Origin of the sequence: Streptomonospora mangrovi (assembly GCF_027604915.1) — a bacterium.
GTDB lineage: Bacteria > Actinomycetota > Actinomycetes > Streptosporangiales > Streptosporangiaceae > Streptomonospora > Streptomonospora mangrovi.
The window spans coordinates 1-19814 of record NZ_JAJAQC010000051.1 but is presented as its reverse complement, the minus strand read 5'-3'; the positions used below and the strand labels follow the sequence as shown (position 1 = coordinate 19814).

14 protein-coding genes are annotated in these 19814 nt (G+C 76.0%); 12 read left to right on the top strand and 2 right to left on the bottom strand.

Translation table 11 applies throughout. The annotated features are described in order from the left end of the window. Positions 1-7: 7 nt before the first annotated feature. Positions 8-406, bottom strand: a complete 399-nt coding sequence (locus LG943_RS23090; RefSeq protein ID WP_270074455.1) for an SSI family serine proteinase inhibitor — start codon at positions 404-406, stop codon at positions 8-10. A gap of 189 nt (positions 407-595) precedes the next feature. Continuing rightward, on the bottom strand, positions 596-790 hold the full coding sequence (locus tag LG943_RS23085; RefSeq protein WP_270074454.1) for a hypothetical protein: 195 nt from the start codon (positions 788-790) through the stop codon (positions 596-598). Positions 791-1022: 232 nt separating this feature from the next. Here LG943_RS23085 and LG943_RS23080 point away from each other — a divergent pair, with 232 nt between their 5' ends. The 12 genes from LG943_RS23080 to LG943_RS23025 form a co-directional block, all read left to right on the top strand. Then, positions 1023-2444 carry a sensor histidine kinase gene (locus LG943_RS23080; RefSeq protein WP_270074453.1) on the top strand — a complete coding sequence of 474 codons (1422 nt, stop codon included), beginning with the start codon at positions 1023-1025 and terminating at the stop codon, positions 2442-2444. A gap of 99 nt (positions 2445-2543) precedes the next feature. Then, positions 2544-2831, top strand: coding sequence for a hypothetical protein (locus LG943_RS23075; RefSeq protein ID WP_270074452.1), 288 nt, complete (start codon positions 2544-2546; stop codon positions 2829-2831). Between the two features lie 304 nt (positions 2832-3135). Next, positions 3136-3459 carry an STAS domain-containing protein gene (locus LG943_RS23070; protein ID WP_270074451.1) on the top strand — a complete coding sequence of 108 codons (324 nt, stop codon included), beginning with the start codon at positions 3136-3138 and terminating at the stop codon, positions 3457-3459. Positions 3460-3744: 285 nt separating this feature from the next. Continuing rightward, positions 3745-4815, top strand: a complete 1071-nt coding sequence (locus LG943_RS23065; protein ID WP_270074450.1) for an AI-2E family transporter — start codon at positions 3745-3747, stop codon at positions 4813-4815. A gap of 415 nt (positions 4816-5230) precedes the next feature. Beyond that, positions 5231-6016 carry a 2,3-dihydro-2,3-dihydroxybenzoate dehydrogenase gene (locus tag LG943_RS23060; protein ID WP_270074449.1) on the top strand — a complete coding sequence of 262 codons (786 nt, stop codon included), beginning with the start codon at positions 5231-5233 and terminating at the stop codon, positions 6014-6016. 175 nt (positions 6017-6191) lie between these two features. After that, positions 6192-7424, top strand: coding sequence for an isochorismate synthase (locus tag LG943_RS23055; RefSeq protein ID WP_270074448.1), 1233 nt, complete (start codon positions 6192-6194; stop codon positions 7422-7424). Positions 7425-7546: 122 nt separating this feature from the next. After that, positions 7547-9259 carry a (2,3-dihydroxybenzoyl)adenylate synthase gene (locus LG943_RS23050; RefSeq protein ID WP_270074447.1) on the top strand — a complete coding sequence of 571 codons (1713 nt, stop codon included), beginning with the start codon at positions 7547-7549 and terminating at the stop codon, positions 9257-9259. Positions 9260-9333: 74 nt separating this feature from the next. Beyond that, a complete protein-coding gene (locus LG943_RS23045) occupies positions 9334-9999 on the top strand; it encodes an isochorismatase family protein (RefSeq protein ID WP_270074446.1) in 666 nt (221 codons plus the stop codon). Positions 10000-10039: 40 nt separating this feature from the next. Continuing rightward, on the top strand, positions 10040-11416 hold the full coding sequence (locus LG943_RS23040; protein ID WP_270074445.1) for a lysine N(6)-hydroxylase/L-ornithine N(5)-oxygenase family protein: 1377 nt from the start codon (positions 10040-10042) through the stop codon (positions 11414-11416). A 62-nt stretch (positions 11417-11478) separates the two neighbouring features. Next, positions 11479-11724: a phosphopantetheine-binding protein gene (locus LG943_RS23035; RefSeq protein WP_270074444.1), complete on the top strand. Its 246-nt coding sequence runs from the start codon at positions 11479-11481 to the stop codon at positions 11722-11724. A gap of 138 nt (positions 11725-11862) precedes the next feature. After that, on the top strand, positions 11863-13374 hold the full coding sequence (locus LG943_RS23030) for a tryptophan 7-halogenase (protein WP_270074443.1): 1512 nt from the start codon (positions 11863-11865) through the stop codon (positions 13372-13374). A gap of 78 nt (positions 13375-13452) precedes the next feature. Continuing rightward, positions 13453-19814 (top strand): non-ribosomal peptide synthetase (locus LG943_RS23025; RefSeq protein ID WP_270074442.1); only part of this gene is annotated, 6362 nt, incomplete at its 3' end.

Here is a 19814-nt window from a genome sequence, read left to right as displayed (position 1 = left end):
GTGCCATTCAGACCGGGAAGACGCCGTCGGTCGCGCCCTTGGCCTCGCAGGGGTTGCCGAAGGTCATCGCCCACTCGACCGGCTTGCCCTCCCAGGTGCCGGCGGCGCTCAGCCGCACCGGGTCGTACTGCATCGTGCACACCTGCTGGTGGCGGGTCTGGCCGAGTTGGTCGAAGTCGCCGCCGGCGCGCTCCAGCGCCGCGCACGCCTGGTCGGCGGAGGGGTGGGAGCCCCCGGCGGGGTGGCAGTCGAGGGTGGTGGAGGAGCGGGCGCCGGCGTCGCCGCGCTCCACCGTCAGGTCCAGGTGGGACCTCGGCTCCGGCGCCGCCTGAGCCGGGGCGCTCCCCGCCGCTGCCGCCAGCCCCGCCGCCAGGGCCAGCACCGCCGCCGTCCGTCGATTGCGCATGTCTCCTCCTGCGCGGGCAGCACCGCCCGCCTCGATCCAACGACTACCGAAAGACATTGAATCGCGACAGAGCGTCGCGCGCGCCGCTTTCCGCGAAACCGGCGCGGCCGTGTCGCGGGAGGGAGCGCGGCCCGGCCGACGCCGCCGACCCGCGCCAAGAGCGCCCGCCAGGAGCGCCCGCCCCGGCGGTCAGTCGGCGGAGGCGCGGGCGGCGGCCTCCGCCGCGCGCCGCACCGCCTCGGTCTCCTCGGCGCCGTGCTCCTGGAGGCGGCCGCACAGCCGGCAGCGCACGGTCTCGGGCGGCAGCGGGCACGGGCAGTAGTGGCAGGTGGTCGTGCAGGCCGCGTCGTAGCGGGCCAGCAGGGCCTCGCGCATGTCGTCCATCGCCTCAGCTTGCCACGGCCCGCGCGCCGCCCGGTCCGCCTGGGACCTGCGGGAAGCACCCGCCGCGCGGCGCCGCGCCGGGCCGGTGGCCCGGGTGACCGGCCCGGCGCGGAGGGCGGCGGTTCGCGGCGGTCCGCATACCGCGAATTGGGCAACCGGTGACCTTGGGCGGGCCAACCGGCGGGCAGCCCTCTGCCGTATGGGTCAACCGGAAAGCGGGGGCGGGAGGCGCATGGCGGACCGGTCGCGCTGGCGCCCCCAGTCGATCCGCGCCCGCGTCGCGGTCGGTTCCGTCGCGGCGGCAGCGGTGATCCTGCTGGTCTTCGGCGTCCTCACCGCCGTCCTGGCGCGCGCCGCCATCCACCGCGAGCAGGTCGAGCGCGCCGCCGAGGCCGCGCGCGAGGTGGTGGTGCAGGTCCAGCGCCAACGCATCGAGGGGGAGATCCGCCCCCGCCCGGGGGTGCTGCGGCTCCAGGTCGTCGACGCGGGCGGCCGGGTGCTCGCGGCCAGCCGCGTGATGCAAGGGGCGCGGCCGCTCACCGACGTCCACCCCACGCCCACCCAGACGCAGGTGGTCACCACCGAGTGCCGCGCGTCCGACGCCTCGACCTGCCTCACCGTCGTGGGCTACCTCGTGGACGACTCCGAGTACGGCGCCGTGTCCGTCTACGCGGCGGTGCCGCAGTCCTGGCTGCTGGCCTTCCCCTTCGTGGAGTCGCTGGTGCTGGCCCTGGGCCTGGCCCTGCTGGCGCCCATCGGCGCCATCGCCTGGTGGAGCGTGGGGCGGACGCTGCGCCCGGTCGAGGACATCCGCGCCGACCTGGAGCGCATCACAGCCTCCGACCTGGGCAGGCGCGTGGCGGTGCCCGACACCGAGGACGAGATCGCCCGCCTGGCCCGCACCGTCAACGACACGCTGCACCGGCTGGCCCTGGCGATGGACCGCCAGCGCGGGTTCGTCTCCGACGCCTCCCACGAGCTGCGCAACCCCATCGCCGGACTGCGCACCCGCCTGGAGGTGGAGCTGGCCGACCCCGGCGGCGACGTGCGCGAGGCGCTGCGCGGCGCGCTGGCGGACACCGAGCGGCTGGAGCGCATCGTCAGCGACCTGCTCGAACTCGCCCGGCTGGACGCCGACGTGGCGACCGCGCGCGAGCCGGTCGACCTGGGCGACCTGGCCGAGGCGGAGGTGCGGCGCCGGGCCACCCGGTCCACCCCGCCGCGCGTGGACAGCGAGGTGGAGCCCGGCCTGTTCGTCTACGGCAACCGGCTGCGGCTGGTGCGGCTGCTGACCAACCTGCTGGGCAACGCCGAGCGGCACGCCCGCGAGCGGGTCCTGGTGACGGTCGGGCGCGAGGAGCGCGAGGTGGTGCTGCGGGTGCACGACGACGGCAACGGCGTGCCCGAGCAGGACCGCGAGCGCGTCTTCGACCGGTTCGCCCGGCTGGCGGAGTCGCGCCGCCGCGACCCCGGCGGCACCGGCCTGGGCCTGGCCATCTCGCGCGAGATCGCCCAGGCCAAGGGCGGCACCCTCGACGTCGGCGACAGCGAGAGCCTAGGCGGCGCGGTCTTCACGCTGCGCCTGCCGCTCTACGTGGAGGGCCGCGCCGCCGGGGCCGGGGGAAAGGGCGGGAGAGGCGGAGGCGGGGCGTGATGGGCGGCCCCGGGGCGGTCAGTAGGTCACCGCACAGGGGGCATGTCAGACAAGCCGGACACGTAACGTCGGACATTGAACGGCGGAGGGGAGACGGCCATGCGCTACGCGGGTTCCGCGGACATGGGCGACGACGAGCAGGAGACCGAGCGCGCGATGTATGAGAGCGGGGGAGAGGAGCCGCCGGGCGAGCTGTCGTTCGACGAGGTCGACGACTCCCGCGACACCGAGGAGCCCGACGACCTCGCCGGTCCCCGGGAGGGCGGCGCGGCAGGTGGGGGCGGCCCCGCCGACGAGAGCGACGACGCCGAGGACGACGAGGAGATCGTCTTCCTGCCCGACGAGGACGGCGAGGCCCCCGAGTCCTACTTCGACTCCGGTTCCTAGGCGCGGCTCCGCACCGCCCCGCACCGCCCCACGCCCGTCGACAGGGTCGGCCGCCCCGGCGCGCCGGTGGGTCACCGGGCCGCCCAAAGCGGCGGACGGCCGCGCCTGCTGAGGGTCCGGCCTGGGCACCCGATCGCGACCACGCGGCCGCGCGGAACTGGCCGTGTCCGGACGACCTGCCCCGCTTGGCCGTGTCCGGTTCCGCCGGGCGCCGGGGAGTTGGAGAATGGATTCGGGATCGAGACAGGCAGCGCCGTGGGAGAACCGCGCCCGCGGGCACCGGCGGAGTCGGGACGGACCCTCAATGTGCCACCTTGACGTGGGAATCCAGGACCGCGACGGGACCACCGTCATGCGTTTGAAGGGGGAGTTCGACCTCGCCGGAGTGGACCGGTTCGAGCACACGGCGCAGACGGCCGAGATCGTGTACGGGCCGACCATGGTGGTGGACCTGAGCGAGCTGTCCTTCATCGACTCCGTGGGACTGGGCGCGCTGGCGCGCCTGCACCGGCGCCTGGTGCGCTCGGGCGGCTCGCTGACGGTCTACGTGCCGCCGGGCAAGATCGAGCGGATCTTCCACTACAGCGGCCTCAAGCAGGCCATGGACATCCGCACGCCGCCCGCCTGAGCACCGGCGGGCGGGCGAGGCGGGCCGGTGCCCGGGTATCCGGGTGCGAGGGCTTGGGCGCCCCGGCCGCCGGGTGCGGCCCGCGAGGGCGCACACCGCCGTGGAACGCACCGTGGGGAGACGAGGTTGGCCGAGCGCGACGCCCACGACGACCCGACGCCGCCCGCAGACCCCGGGCGCCCGGCGGGGGAGGCGGGTGCGGCAGCGGGGACGACGGGCACGAGCGCGCCGCGCTCCGCGCCGGAGGCGGGCGGGCGTCCGCCCGCGGCGTCGGCCGCGGCCGTGATGCGCGCGGCCGAGCGCGCCGCCGGGCGCTCCCGCCCCGGCCCGCTGGAAGGCGTCAACTTCTTCGTCGTGGGGTTCACCGGCGCGCTGGGCGTGCTCGCGGCGTGGCTGCTGGTGGAGACCCTGGCGCGGGCGCAGGGCATGTTCATCAGCTTCCTGGTGGCGCTGTTCCTGGCCGTGGGCCTCAACCCGGTGGTGGAGTGGCTGCGCCGCCGGGGCGTGCCGCGCTGGGGCGCGATCGTGCTGGTCTGCGCGGTGCTGGTGGGGTTCGCGGCCGCGTTCGTGTGGACCATCGTGCCGCCGCTGACCCAGCAGGTGGCGGAGTTCATCGCCGACCTGCCCCAGTACCTGGTGCGGGCCCAGCGCACCCCCGTGCTGGCCGACCTCGACCGCCGGTACGGGCTGGTGGAGCGGGCCGGGGACGTCGTGACCAGCGCCGACTTCGGGCGGCGGGTGTTCGGCGGCGTGTTCGGGGTGGGCCAGGCGGTGCTCACCTCGCTGGTGACCGCCTTCACCGTGCTGGTGCTCACCCTCTTCTTCATGGCGTCGCTGCCGGGGATCACGGAGGTCGGCTACCGGCTGGTGCCGCGCTCGCGGCGGGCGGCGGTGCGCGAACTGGGCGACGAGATCCTGGAGCGCATCGGGGCGTTCATCGCCGGTCAGCTGTTCATCGCGCTGATCGGCGGGGTGGTGGCGCTGGCGTACCTCAGCGTGATCGGATCGGGCTACGCGCTGACGCTGGCGTTCATCGTCGCGGTGACGGCGCTGATCCCGCTGGTCGGCACGACCATCGGGGCGCTGGCCGCCACGGTGGTGGTGGGCGTGGGCGACCTGCGGCTGGGCGCGGTGACACTGGTGTTCTTCCTCGTCTACCAGCAGATCGAGAGCTATGTCATCGCGCCGCGCGTCATGCAGCGCTCGGTCCACGTGGCGCCGACGGTGACGATCACCTCGGCGCTCCTCGGCGGCGCGCTGCTGGGGGTGGTGGGCGCCCTCATCGCCGTCCCGGTCGGCGCGGCCGCGACCCTGATCCTCAACCGGGTGGTGTTCCCGAAACTGGAGGAGCGCTGACCTCTTCGGGCCCGGGTTCCGGTCCCGGTGGCGGGTGGCGGGGGTTGCGTCGAGGGCACCGAGGGCGGTGAGTGGTCCGGAAGCGGGCGCGGCGGGTGGGAAGCGCATTCCGTTGAAAGTCGCCGGTACTGAGCGTCGGCCGCGACTCCCTCGGCGGCTACCCAGCGTAGTGCTAACCCCCGGGTCAGTGTGATCTATCCCCGGTGGCTCACTCTCCGGGATAAGCCACGGTCGCCGCCCTGGCCGCCCTTTTCCGACGTCATCCCGCTATCCGGTATGTCCATACATGAGCCAAGAGTCGGAATTTCCAGGGTTGACACAATGCGCTCCGCCGATCAAGACTTGCGGACAGTTGCTTAGGTAAGCATTGCCTTACTGAGGTGTGCTTACCCTTTGTTGTGCCGAGAGGAGTGTCGTGTCCCACAACGGGATCGAGGGAACGGTGGCCCTGGTCACGGGCGCCGCCCAGGGCATCGGCCGCGCCGTGGCCGTCCGGCTGGCCGAGGCGGGCGCGACCGTCGCCGCCGTCGACCGCGACCCCGAGGGGGCGGCCGACACGGCCGAGGCCCTGCGGGCGGCGGGGCACAAGGCGGCGGCCTATGTGGCCGACGTGCGCGACTCCGCCGCCGTCGACGCCCTTGTCGACTCCGTCGAACGCGACCTCGGTCCGATCGCGCACGCCGTCAACGTGGCGGGCGTGCTGCGCACCGGCCCCGTCACCGCGACGGGCGACGCCGACTGGGCCGAGCTGTTCGCCGTCAACGCCACCGGGGTCTTCCACGTCTCGCGCGCCGCCGCCCGCCGCATGGCCGAGCGCGGCGGCGGGTCGATCGTCACGGTGGGCTCCAACGCCGCGGGTGTGCCGCGCGCCGGCATGGCCGCCTACGCCGCCTCCAAGGCCGCCGCCGCCATGTTCACCAAGTCGCTGGGCCTGGAGTTGGCCCGCCGCGGCGTGCGGTGCAACGTGGTCTCGCCCGGCTCCACCGACACCCCCATGCAGCGCGGCATGTGGTCGGGACCCGACGGCGCCGACCGGGTGATCGCGGGGGACCCCGGCGCCTTCCGCACCGGCATCCCCCTCGGCCGGATCGCCGACCCCGCCGACATCGCCGACGCCGTCTGCTTCCTGGCCTCCGCCTCAGCCCGCCACATCACCATGCACGACCTCTACGTCGACGGCGGCGCCACGCTGCGCGCCTGAGCCCGCGCGGCGCCCCCGCCACCCGCCTCCCTCCTCGCCGCCCCCCACCCGCCGCGCCCGGAAGCGTCCCCGCCCCCCGCGCACCGCCGCGACGAAAACCGCACTTCACCGACCTGATCAGTGCGCTTACCCCCCGGCACCGATGGGTCCCCCACGGCAGAAATGAGATGGATCGGTGTTCCACCAGCGCGCCCGCACCGCCGCCCTCGACGACCTGCTCGCCGCCTACCGACCCGGCTCCGCCTTCCTCGCCTCCGGACGCGGCGTCCTCCTCGGGCGCGGGGTGGCCGCCCGCACCGACCGGCTGGCCGACGTCGGCGACCTGCTGCGCGCGGGCACCGCCGACTCCGACGAGCCCGCCCGGCCCGCCGGCCCCGCCCAGGCCCCCGGCGGCGGACTGCGCGGCCCGGTCGCGCTGGGCGCCATCCCCTTCGACCGCGACGCACCCGCCGCCATCGTCGTGCCCGAGGAACTGGTGTGGGCCCCGCCACTCGCCGAGGCGCCGCCCGGCGACCGGGGGCGCGGCCCCCTGCCGGGGCCGTGGACCATGCGCGCCGTCCCCGAGCCCGCCGCGCACGTCGCCGGTGTGGAGCGGGCGCTGAAGCTGATGGCCGACGCGGGCGACGACGACCTCGCCAAGGTCGTCCTGGCCCGCTCGCTGCGGCTGACCGGACCCGGCCCCGTCGACGTCGGGCGGCTGCTGCGCAACCTGGCCTGGCGCGACCCCGCCGGGTTCACCTTCGCCATGGACCTCCCCACCTCGGGGGAGGGGCCGCGCACCCTGATCGGAGCCAGCCCCGAACTCCTCGTGGCCAAGCGCGGCGGCGCGGTGGTGTCCAACCCGCTGGCCGGGTCGGCGCCGCGCAGCGCCGACCCCAGCAAGGACCAGCGCCGGGCGGTGGACCTGCTGGGCTCGGCCAAGGACCGCCACGAGCACGCCGTGGTGGTCGAGGCGGTCGCCGAGGCGCTGCGCCCCTACTGCCGGGCGCTGCGGGTGCCTGAGCCCGAACTCGCCAAGACCGCCACCCTGTGGCACCTGTCCACGCGGATCACCGGCGAGCTGCGCGACGCCGACACCCCCTCGGCGGTGCTGGCCGCCGCCCTGCACCCCACCCCGGCCGTGTGCGGCACGCCCACCGCCGCCGCGCGCGCCGCGATCGGCGCCATCGAGCCGTTCGACCGGGGCTTCTACACCGGCGCGGTCGGCTACACCGACGCAGTCGGCGACGGCGAGTGGGTGGTGTCCATCCGCTGCGCCGACGTCGCGGGCGACACCCTCGACCTGTTCGCCGGCGGGGGAATCGTGCCGGGCTCCGACCCCGACGCCGAGCTGGCCGAGACCTCGGCGAAGCTGCGCACGCTGCTGCTGGCCCTGGGAGTGAACCAGCCGCCGCCCGGCGCCGGCTGAGGCCGCCCCGCGCCCGCGCTCGCCCCCCGGCCGCCGCCACCGCGACCGCCCCCGCCCGAGCCACACCCGCCCGCTCGCCACCCGCCGTCCGCCGCCCGCCCAGCAAGGAGAGACCCACCGCCATGCTCGCCGGATGCACCCCCTGGCCCCCCGAGTTCGCCGCCCGCTACCGCGCAGCGGGCTACTGGACCGGCGAGACCATGGACGCCTTCCTGCGCGACCGCGCCCGCCGGTTCGCCGAGCGCACCGCCGTCGTGGGCGGGACCCAGCGCTGGACCTACGCCGACCTCGACGCGCGCGCCGACCGGGCCGCCGCCGGCCTGGCCCGCCTGGGCGTGGCGCCCGGCGACCGCGTCGTGGTGCAACTGCCCAACGTCCCCGAGGTGTTCGAGGTGGTGTTCGGCCTGTTCCGGCTGGGCGCGCTGCCGGTGTACGCGCTGCCGGCCCACCGCCGATCCGAGGTCGCCCACCTGTGCGCGGCCACCGACGCCGCCGCCCTGGTGGTCGCCGGCGTGCACGCCGGGTTCGACTACCGCGAACTGGCCGCCCAGGTGCGCGCCGAGACCGGCGGCCCGGCGCGGGTCGTGGTGGCCGGCGGCACCGGTGACGACGGGGACAGCGGCGACACCGTTGACAGCGGCGCCCCCGCCGAGCGCGACGGCTTCACCTCCCTCGCACAGGTGCGCCGGCTGGGGGAGGGCCAGGCGCCGCCCGCCACCGCCGCCGACCCCGCCGACGTGGCGTTCCTCCAGCTCTCCGGCGGGACCACGGGACTGCCCAAGCTCATCCCGCGCACCCACGACGACTACCTGTACTCGGTGCGGGCCAGCGCCGAGATCTGCGGGCTCACCCCCGACACCGTCTACCTCTCCGCGCTGCCGATCGTGCACAACTTCCCGATGAGTTCGCCCGGCTTCCTCGGCGTGTTCCACGCCGGCGGCACCGTGGTGCTGGCCCCCGACCCCAGCCCCGCCACCTGCCTGGGGCTCATCGAGGCCCACCGCGTCACCGACGCCGCCGTGGTTCCGCCGGTGGCCCTGCTGTGGCTGGACGCGGTGGCCGGGGGCGCCCACGCCGACCGCGACCTGTCCTCGCTGCGGGTGCTCCAGGTGGGCGGGGCCAAGTTCGGCGCCGAGGCCGCGCGCCGGGTGCCCGCCGTGCTGGGGTGCGCGCTCCAGCAGGTGTTCGGCATGGCCGAGGGGCTGGTCAACTACACCCGCCCCGAGGACCCCGACGAGACCGTGTTCACCACCCAGGGCCGGCCCATCTCCGCCGACGACGAGATCCGCGTCGTCGGCCCCGACGGCGCCGAGGTGCCCGAGGGCGAGGCCGGCGAGCTGCTCACGCGCGGCCCCTACACCATCCGCGGCTACTACAACGCCCCCGAGCACAACGCCCTCGCCTTCACCCCCGACGGCTTCTACCGCACCGGCGACCTGGTGCGGCGCACCCCCACCGGCCACCTGGTGGTGGAGGGCCGCGCCAAGGACCAGATCAACCGGGGCGGCGAGAAGGTCGCGCCCGAGGAGGTCGAGAACCACCTGCTGGCCCACCCCGGCGTGCACGACGCCGCCGTGGTCGCGGTGCCCGACCCCTACCTGGGGGAGCGCGCCTGCGCCTACGTCGTTCCGCGCGGCACCCCGCCGGGGCGCGGCGAACTGCTGGCGTTCCTGCGCGGCCGCGGGCTGGCCGCCTACAAGATCCCCGACCGCGTGGAGTTCGTCGCCGCCTTCCCCGCCACCGGTGTGGGCAAGACCAGCCGGCGCGACCTGCGCGAGGCGCTGCGCGCCGCCCACGCCCGCCCGGCGCCCGCGCCCGGCGGCGCGGGCGGCTGACCCCCCCGCTCCCAGCGGGCGCGCCGGCCCCGGCGCGCCCGAGTCCACCACCGATCTCGTCGAACGGACCGCAGATGGCGCTGCCGCACATCGAGCCCTACGAACCGCCCGCCCCGGACGACCTGCCGCCCAACCGCGCGGACTGGCGCCCCGAGCCCGACCGGGCCGCGCTGCTCGTCCACGACATGCAGCGCTACTTCCTGCGCCCCTACCGGGCCGGGGCCGAGCCGCTGCGCACGGCGCTGGCCAACATCACGGCGCTGCGGGCGACCTGCCGCGCCGCCGGCATTCCGGTGATCTACACCGTAAAGCCGGGGGGTATGACGCCGGAACGGCGCGGCCTGGAGCGCGACTTCTGGGGGCCGGGCATGGACGCCGCACCCGAGCACACCGACATCGCCGCCGCCGTGGCCCCCGGCCCCGACGACACCGTCCTCACCAAGTGGCGCTACAGCGCCTTCGCCGGCACCGACCTGGCCGAGCGGCTGCGGGCCCAGGGCCGCGACCAGATCCTCATCACCGGCGTCTACGCCCACATCGGCTGCCTGCTCACCGCCGCCGACGCGTTCATGCGCGACGTGCGGCCGTTCCTGGTGGCCGACGCCGTCGCCGACTTCAGCGCCGAGGACCACCGCCTGGCGCTGCGCTACGTCGCCCGGCGCTGCGGGGTGGCGCTGAGCGCGGCCGACGCGGTCGCCGCGCTCGACCCCGCCGCCCGTCCGATGCCCACCCGCGCCTAGCCCACGCGCCGACCGCCCAACCCCCGGTGAAAGGAATTCCGTGACCTCCACGCCGCAGCCTCCGCCCGTCCACGACCTGGTGGGGATCGGCTTCGGGCCGTCCAACGTCGCGCTGGCCATCGGCCTGCTCGAACAACGCCGCCGCGCCGCCGCCGACCCCGCCCTGCCCGCGCTCACCGGCGTGTTCCACGAGCGCCAGCCGGAGTTCGGGTGGCATCGCGGGATGCTGCTGGACGACGCCACGATGCAGGTGTCGTTCCTCAAGGACCTGGTGACCACGCGCAACCCCGCCAGCGACTTCGGGTTCCTGTCCTACCTGCACAGCGTGGGCCGGCTGCACGACTTCATCAACCACAAGACGCTGTTCCCGCTGCGCACGGAGTTCCACGCCTACCTGGCCTGGTGCGCCGGCCGGGTGGCCGACCAGGTCCGCTACAGCTCCGAGGTGGTGGGGGTGGAGCCGGTGCGCGACGCCTCGGGCCGCATCTCCCAGTTGGACGTGGTGGCCCGCGCCCCCGACGGCTCCCGCCACCGCAGCCGGGGCCGCAACATCGTCTTCGCCCCGGGGCTCACCCCGCGCCTGCCCGAGGGCGCGCGGCTCAGCGAGCGCGTGTGGCACAACGAGTACCTGCTCCAGAGCCTGGAGCGGATCGGCCCGGGCGCCCGCCCGCGCGGGTTCGTGGTGGTGGGCGCCGGCCAGAGCGCCGCCGAGGTCGTGGACCACCTCTACCGCCGCTTCCCCGGCGCCCAGGTGCACGCGGTGTTCTCCCGGTTCGGCTACAGCCCCTCCGACGACAGCCCGTTCGCCAACCGGATCTTCGACCCCGACGCCGTGGACGCGTTCTACGGCGCCTCGGCCGAGACCAAGGCCGGGATCATGGACTACCACCGCAACACCAACTACTCGGTGGTCGACCCCGACCTCATCGACACCCTGTACCAGGCCGCCTACCAGGACAAGGTCAAGGGCACCGAGCGGCTGCGGTTCCACAACACCTCGCGCGTGGCCGGGGTGAGCGAGGAGCCCGGCCACGTGACCGTGACCGTGGAGGACCTGGCCAGCGGCAAGCAGACGCCGGTGACCGCCGACTACCTGGTGTACGCCACCGGCTACCGGCCCGGCGACCCGCGCGACCTGCTGGGCGACCTGGCCGGGCACGTGGTGTGCGACGCGCGCGGGCGCTGCGCGGTGCAGCGCGACTACCGGCTGGCCACCAGCGACGAGATCACCTGCGGCATCTACCTCCAGGGCGGTACCGAGCACACGCACGGCATCTCGTCGTCGCTGCTGAGCAACGTGGCCGTGCGCGTGGGGGAGATCCTCGACGCCATCAGCGCCCGCACGGGTGAGCCCGGCGAGGCCGCCGCCGGCGCGCCCGTGCCGGCCGCCGCTGCCGCCGAGGCCGCCGCCCGCTGAGCGGCGGGCACCGGCCCCGCCCCCGTCCCCGATCCGCGACCCCTGCGAGGAGAGAACCGACCGTGTCCGAGACATCCGCCACCCCCGACCTGACCGCCGAGCGGCTGCGCGCCGACGTCGAGCGCGTCCTGGGCGAACCCGCCGGCTCCGTGGGCGAGGACGACAACCTCCTCGACCTGGGCATGGACTCCATCCGGCTGATGAGCCTGGTCGTGACCTGGCGCAAGGCCGGTGTGGAGACCGACTTCATGACCCTGGCCGAGGAGCCCAGTGTGCGGGCGTGGTCCCGGCTGCTGCTGAAGGACTGAGGGGGGCGGGCACCACGCGGGGGCGGCCGCCCGCGCCCCTGCCCCGCCCACCCTCGCCTGTCCGCCCGTTCGCCCCCTCGCCTGTCCGCGCGCGTCCGCGCGACCGCCGTCCGACCCCCCAGCCAGGAGAGCCCCAGCATGAGCGTTCCCGAGCAGTTCGATGTCATCGTCGTCGGCGGCGGACCCGCCGGCTCCACCGCCGCCACCCTGATCGCCGACCAGGGCCACCGGGTCGTCCTGGTGGACAAGCAGCGCTTCCCCCGCTACCAGATCGGGGAGTCGCTGCTGCCCGCCACCGTGCACGGCGTGTGCCGCCTGCTGGGGGTGGAGGAGGAGGTCCGCGCGGCCGGGTTCACCGTCAAGCGCGGCGGCAGCTTCCGGTGGGGCACCAGCCCCGAGCCGTGGAACTTCCTGTTCGCGCTGTCGCCGGAGCTGTCGGGGCCGACCTCCTACGCCTACCAGGTCGACCGCATGACCTTCGACCACCTGCTGCTGAAGAACGCCGCCCGCCACGGGGTGGACGTCCGGGAGGAGTCGGCGGCGCTGGCCGCCGTCACCGACGGGGAGCGGGTGACCGGTGTCCGCTACACCGCGCCGGGCGGGGAGGAGCGGGAGTTGGCGGCGCGGTGGGTGGTCGACGCCTCGGGCAACGGCAGCCGGCTGCACGCGGCCGCCGGCGGGCGCCGCCAGTACTCGGAGTTCTTCCAGAACCTCGCGGTGTTCGGCTACTTCGAGGGCGGCGGGCGGCTGCCGGCGCCCGATGACGGCAACATCCTGTGCGCGGCCTTCGACGAGGGCTGGCTGTGGTACATCCCGCTCAGCGACACGCTGACCAGCGTCGGGGCGGTCCTCAACCGCGACCAGGCGGCGCGCATCTCGGCCGACCGCGAGGCCACGCTGATGGAGTCGATCCAGCGGTGCGCGATCGTGCGGGACATGCTGGCGGGCGCCGTCCGGGTCACCGAGGGCACCTACGGCGAGATCCGGGTGCGCAAGGACTACTCCTACTCCACCACCCGGTTCTGGGCGCCGGGGATTGCGCTGGTGGGCGACGCCGCGTGCTTCATCGACCCGGTGTTCTCCACCGGGGTGCACCTGGCGACCTACGGGGGGCTGCTGGCGGCCCGCTCGGTCAACAGCGTCCTGGCCGGCGAGTTGGCCGAGGAGCGCGCGTTCGGGGAGTTCGAGGCGCGCTACCGGCGGGAGTACGCGGTGTTCTACGAGTTCCTGGCCGCGTTCTACGACATGCAACAGCACGAGGACTCCTATTTCTGGAAGGCCCGCAAGGTCACCAATATGCAGGCCGGCGACATGGAGGCGTTCACGACCCTGGTGGCCGGCGCCTACTCGGCCGAGGCGGCGCTGGTGCGGCCCGACACGCTGGCCGAGCGGTTCAGCGCGTCCTCGGCCGACCTGGCGGGGGCGGTGGAGCGCACCGGTGCGGCGCGCACGCCCAGCGGGGAGCGCATGACCGAGCTGTTCCGGGCGCCGGTGGTGGTCGACGTGATGACCGAGATGAACCAGATCCAGCGGCGGGGGGTCGGCGGCGCCATCACCGAGCCGCCGCTGGTGGAGGGCGGGCTGGTGCCCTCGCCCGACGGCCGCCGCTGGGTGGAGCCCGAGGCGGCGCCCGCGTCCGGCACCGCCTGAGCCCCGGCGCCCGCCGCCACCTCCTGTTCGGCCCCCCTCCGCCCTGTCCGATCGAGCCCTCACGGAGCAGCGCACACCATGACCGAGCCCCGCCACGACGACGCGACCCTGGCCCTCACCGGCGCCCAGTACGGCATCTGGTACGCCCACCAGGTGGGCGCCTCCGGTGCCGCCGGGCACCCCGGCGGTCCGGGCGCAACCGGTGCTCCGGGTGGGCCGGGCGCCTCCGGTGCCGCCGGCGACGGCCGCTACAACGTGGGCCAGTACGTGGAGCTGACCGGGCCGCTGGAGCCCGGCCTGCTGCGGGCGGCGCTGGAGCGCACGGTCGCCGAGACCGACGCCCTGCGCACGCTCGTGGAGGAGGGGCCGGACGCGGGCGGTGCGGGCGGGCCGGGCGGTGGGGGCGGGGAGCCCCGGCAGCGGGTGTACGCGGGGGTGCCGTGGGCGGGGCCGCTGCTGGCCGAGGTCGACCTGGGCGGGGAGGGGGACCCGCGCGCGGCGGCGCTGGCGTGGATGCGGCGGGAGATGGCCGTGCCGGCCGACCTGGCGCGGGGGCCGCTGTACACGTTCGCGCTGCTGCGCGTGGGCGAGGGGCACCACCTGTGGTTCCAGCGGTTCCACCACGTGGTCGCCGACGCCTACGCCATCACGACGCTGACCCGGCGGGTGGCCGAGGTCTACACCCGGCTGGCGGCCGGGGAGGAGCCCGGGCGGCGCTTCGGGGAGCTGCGGGAGGTGGTGGCCGAGGAGGCCGCCTACGCCGCCTCCGAGCGCCGCGCCGCCGACGCGGCCTACTGGCGGGAGCTGCTGGCCGACCGGCCCGAGCCGGCGCTGCTGGGGGAGGCGCCGCCGGTGCCCGCGCCAGGGGTGCGCAGCGCGGCGGCGGCCCCGGCGGTGGAGACGGCCCGGCGGCTGGCCGAGGCGGCCGAGCGGGTGGGCGCGAGCTGGGCGGAGGCGGTCGTCGCGGCGTTCGGCTGCTTCGTGCACCGCCGCACCGGCGCGCGCGACGTGGTGCTGGGCATGCCCGCCATGGGCCGGCTGGGGTCGGCGGCGCTGCGCACGCCCGCGATGGTGGTCAACGTGCTGCCGCTGCGGCTGGGCCTGGGGCCGGCCGACACCTTCGGCGAGGCGCTGGCCCGCACGTCGGTGCGGCTGCGCGAGCTGCGGGCGCACCAGCGCTACCGGGCCGAGGACATCCGCCGCGACCTGGGGCTGGTGGGGCGCGCCACGGGGCTGTACGGGCCGATGGTCAACATCAAGGCGTTCGACTACGACCTGGACTTCGCCGGCACGCCCGGGACGGCGCACACGCTGTCGGAGGGTCCGGTGGAGGACGTGTCGCTGTCGGTGTACCGCGACGCCGGGACCGGCGGCCTGCGGTTCGTGTTGAACGGCAACGCGGCCCGCTACACCGAGGCCGATCTGGCGGAGCTGCTGGCGGGGTTCGGCCGCCTGCTGGAGGCGCTGACCGCCGGGGGCGCGGAGGCGGCGGCGCGGACGCGGCTGGGCGCCCTGGACACCACCGACCCGGCCGCCGCCCTGGCGGCGTCGGCCGGCCCGGTGCCCGGAGGGGTCAGCGGCGGAGTCTCGGGTGGGGGAGTGGCCGAGCGTTTCGCGGCGGTGGCGCGGCGGCGCCCGGACGGGGTGGCGGTGGTGGCCGGTGGTGTGTCGGTCACGTACGCGGAGTTGCTGGGGCGTGTGGAGGGGTTGGCCGCGCGGCTGCGTGCCCGGCTGCGGGAGCAGGGCGCGGGTGGTGAGCCGGTGGTGGCGGTGGCGCTGCCGAGGTCGGCGGACCTGGTGGCGGCGCTGCTGGCGGTGGGGCGTGCCGGTGGGGTGTACCTGCCGGTGGACCCGGGTTTCCCGGCGGAGCGGATCGCGTTCATGCTGGCCGACGCGGGCGCCGCGCTGCTGGTGACCGACGCGGTGCTGGCGGAGTCACTGCCCGAGGGCGTGGACCGCCTCCTCGTTGACCGCCTCGGCGAGGCAGCGCCCCAGGCATCGGCATCGGTCGTGGCGGCAGCCGGCGCGATCCCTGGCGCCACGCCGGATGCGGGCCGGAGCGCCGAGGCGTCCGACAACGACCACGCGGGCGCCCTCACCAGGACGGCCACAACGCCGGCACCGGAGGCCCGGTCCGGTGCCGCCGCTGTCGCGGAGGAGCCGGGCCACGGCCGGGGACCGGCCGCCGATTTCGACGGATCGGGCTCAGGCGCGGTTGCGGGAGGCGAGGCTTGGGAGGTGACCGAGCCGGGCTCGGCCGGTGGCGGCCGTGGCGGTGCGGGAGCCGTCCCCGAAACAGGCGGGGAGCGGGTGCCGGACGGCCGGTTCGGTGCCGCTGCTGTTGAGGAAGAGGTGGGCGGCGGCCGGAATGCTCGGGCGGGCGGTCGTGGCGGCGTGGTGTCCGCCGATGGGCGGCGGGCCGCAGTGCCGGGTGCGGGCGGTGATGGGCCGGGCCGCGACTCCGCCGCGCGTGAGGGAGGAAACGGCGCCTCGGATGAGGCTGTCGGCGCTGCCGTTGCGGTCGCCGCCTCCCCGGGGCGGGGGAACGGCTGGGCGGCTTCCGTCTTCTCGGCGGAGCGGGCCGCCTACGTGCTCTACACCTCCGGTTCGACGGGGCGGCCCAAGGGTGTGGTGGTTTCCCACGGTGCGCTGCTGAACTTCTTGGACGACATGGCCGGGCGGTTCCCGCTGGGGGAGGGGGAGCGGTTCCTGGCGGTGACGACGGTGGGGTTCGACATCTCCGCGCTGGAGGTGTACCTGCCGCTTTTGGCGGGGGCGACGGTGGTGGTGGCCGAGCGCGAGGTGGTCCGCGATCCGGTGGCCCTGGCCGAGTTGATCGGCTCCTCGGGTGCCACGGTCATGCAGGCCACGCCCGCGCTGTGGCAGGCGCTGGTGGAGGAGCGGCCCGACGCGCTCCACGGCCTGCGCGTCCTGGTCGGCGGCGAGGCCCTCCCGGGGGCGCTGGCCCGGGAGTTGGCCGCGCGCTCGGCCGGGGTGGTCAACCTCTACGGCCCCACCGAGACCACCATCTGGTCCACCGCCGCGCCCCTCGCCCCCGGCACGCCCGTGACCATCGGCCGGCCCATCGCCAACACCCGCGTCTACGTGCTGGACACCGCGCTGCGCCCGGCGGCCCCGGGGACCGTCGGTGAGCTGTACATCGCCGGTGACGGTGTGGCGCGCGGCTACCTGGGGCGGCCCGGCCTGACCGCCGCCCGGTTCGTGGCCGACCCCTTCGGTCCGCCCGGCGCGCGCATGTACCGCACCGGCGACCTCGTGCGCCTGCGCGCGGGCCGCCTGCACTTCGTGGGCCGCTCCGACTTCCAGGTGAAGGTGCGCGGGTTCCGCATCGAACTCGGCGAGATCGAGTCCGCGCTGGACGACCAGGGCGGCGTGGCCCAGGCCGTGGCCGTCGCCCGCGAGGACGTCCCCGGCCAGGTGCGCGTGGTGGGCTACGTGCGCCCGGCCCCGGGCGCCGCCCCCGACCCGGCGGCCCTGCGCGCCGCCCTGGCCCAGCGCCTGCCCGACTACATGGTGCCCTCGGCGGTCGTGGTCCTCGACGCGTTCCCGCAGACCGCCAACGGCAAGGTGGACCGCGCCGCCCTGCCCGCCCCCCTGCCGGCCGCCGCGCCCGCGCAGGCGCCCGCGAGCCCGCTGGAGGCGCGGCTGCGCGTGCTCATGGCCGAGGTGCTGGGGGTGGCGGCGCTCGGCGGCGACGACGACTTCTTCGCGCTGGGCGGCCACTCGCTGCTGGCCACCCGCGCCGCCAACCGGGTGCGCGCCGAACTCGGCGTGGAGGCGCGCGTGCGCGACGTCTTCGACGCGCCCACCCCCGCCGCGCTGGCGGCCCTGCTCGCCGAACGGCCCGCCGCGCGGCCGCCGCTCACCCCGCGCGGCCCCGGCGCCGGCCCCGCTCCGCTGTCCTATGCCCAGGAGCGCCTGTGGTTCGTGGACCGGCTGCACGGCCCCGGCGCCGCCTACAACGTGCCGCTGGCGTTCCGGCTGCGCGGTGCGGTGGACGCCGGCGCGCTGGAGGCGGCCCTGCACGACGTCGCGGCCCGCCACGCCGTGCTGCGCACCGTCTACGCCGAAGACCCCGAGGCGGGCGGGGTGCGCCCGCGGGTGCTGGCGCCCGAGGAGGTGGGCCGCCTGCTGCGGGTGGTCGAGGTGGACGCGGCCGGGGTGGACGCGCGCCTGGCCGAGGTGCTGCACGAGCCCTTCGACCTGGGTGCCGACCCGGCCGTGCGCGCGGCCCTGCTGCGCCTAAGTCCCGACGACGCGGTGCTGGCTTTCGCGTTCCCCCACATCGCCACCGACGAGTGGTCGGAGGGGCCCTTCACGCGCGACCTCGACGCCGCCTACGCCGCCCGCCGCGCCGGTGGCGCTCCCGCGTGGGAGCCCTTGGCCGTGGAGTACGCCGACTTCGCGGTGTGGCAGCGCGACTGGCTGGGCGACCCCGAGGACCCCGCCTCGCCCCTGGGCCGCCAACTCGCCTACTGGCGGCGCGCGCTGGCGGGCGCCCCCGCCGAACTCGACCTGCCCGCCGACCGGCCGCGCCCGGCCGCCGCCGACAGCGCCGGCGCCGCCGTGGGCTTCCACCTGGACGCGGCGGCGGTGGAGGCGCTGCGCGCGCTGGCCGCCGAGCACGGCGCCACCGTCTTCATGGCGCTCCAGGCGGCCGTGGCCGTACTGCTGCACCGCATGGGCGCCGGCGACGACATCCCCGTGGGCACGCCGGTGGCCAACCGCGACGACGCGGCGGTGCACGAGACCGTCGGCATGTTCCTCAACATGCTGGCGCTGCGCACCGACCTGTCGGGCGACCCCAGCACGGCGGAGCTCCTGGCGCGGGTGCGCGACGTCGACGTGGCGGCGTTCGCCCACGCCGACGCGCCGTTCGACCACGTGGTGCGCGCGGTGGACCCGGAGCGCTCGCCGGGCCGGCACCCGCTGTTTCAGGTCATGCTCACCTACCAGCGCGACCCCGACCGGCCCGCCCTGCTGGGCACCGAGGCGGCCGTGCACCCGGTGGACATGCGGGTGGCCAAGCTGGATTTGGAGTTCGCGTTCGCGGAGCGGCCCGGCACCGAGGGGTTGGCGGGCACCCTGCGCTATGCCACCGCGCTGTTCGACCCGGGCACCGCCCGCGACCTGGTGGAGCGGCTGCGGCTGGTGCTGGCCGCGATGACGGCCGACCCCGCGCGGCCCGTGGGCGCGATCGACGTGCGCACCCCTGAGGAGTGCGAGCGCTGGGCGCGCGTCAACGCGACCGGCGTGGCCGTGGCGGGTCCGCTGCTGCCCGAGCGTTTCGCGGCGGTGGCGCGGCGGTGCCCGGGCGGGGTGGCGGTGGTGGCCGGTGGTGTGTCGGTCACCTATGGGGAGTTGCTGGGGCGTGTGGAGGGGTTGGCCGCGCGGCTGCGTGCTCGGCTGCGGGAGCAGGGCGCGGGTGGTGAGCCGGTGGTGGCGGTGGCGCTGCCGAGGTCGGCGGACCTGGTGGCGGCGCTGCTGGCGGTGGGGCGTGCGGGTGGGGTGTACCTGCCGGTGGACCCGGGTTTCCCGGCGGAGCGGATCGCGTTCATGCTGGCGGACGCCGGCGCGGCGCTGCTGGTGACCGACGCGGTGCTGTCGGAGTCACTGCCGGAAGGCGTGGACCGCCTCCTGGTGGACCGCCCCGATGCCGGCGCCGATGAGGGGGACGGCGCCCCGGTCGCCGCAGCGGATGAGGGGCGTGTCGCGGGTCCGGTCGAGTGCGTCCACACCGACACCCCAGCCGGTGCGGCGGTCGGGCGTTCGGCGGTGCGACCGGTGAGTGTCGCCGCTGCCGAGGCGGAGCCGGACCACGCCGCTTCCGGCGCCGGCGGCGGGCCGGAGACCGACGAGGCGGCCGTGTCCGGCACGGCCGCCGGGCTCGCCGCCGAGCGGGCCGCCTACGTGCTCTACACCTCCGGTTCGACGGGGCGGCCCAAGGGTGTCGTTGTCTCCCACAGTGCGCTGCTGAACTTCCTGGACGACATGGCCGGGCGGTTCCCGCTGGGGGAGGGGGAGCGGTTCCTGGCGGTGACGACGGTGGGGTTCGACATCTCCGCGCTGGAGGTGTACCTGCCGCTTTTGGCGGGGGCGACGGTGGTGGTGGCCGAGCGCGAGGTGGTCCGCGATCCGGTGGCCCTGGCCGAGTTGATCGGCTCCTCGGGTGCCACGGTCATGCAGGCCACGCCCGCGCTGTGGCAGGCGCTGGTGGAGGAGCGGCCCGACGCGCTCCACGGCCTGCGCGTCCTGGTCGGCGGCGAGGCCCTCCCGGGGGCGCTGGCCCGGGAGTTGGCCGCGCGCTCGGCCGGGGTGGTCAACCTCTACGGCCCCACCGAGACCACCATCTGGTCCACCGCCGCGCCCCTCGCCCCCGGCACGCCCGTGACCATCGGCCGGCCCATCGCCAACACCCG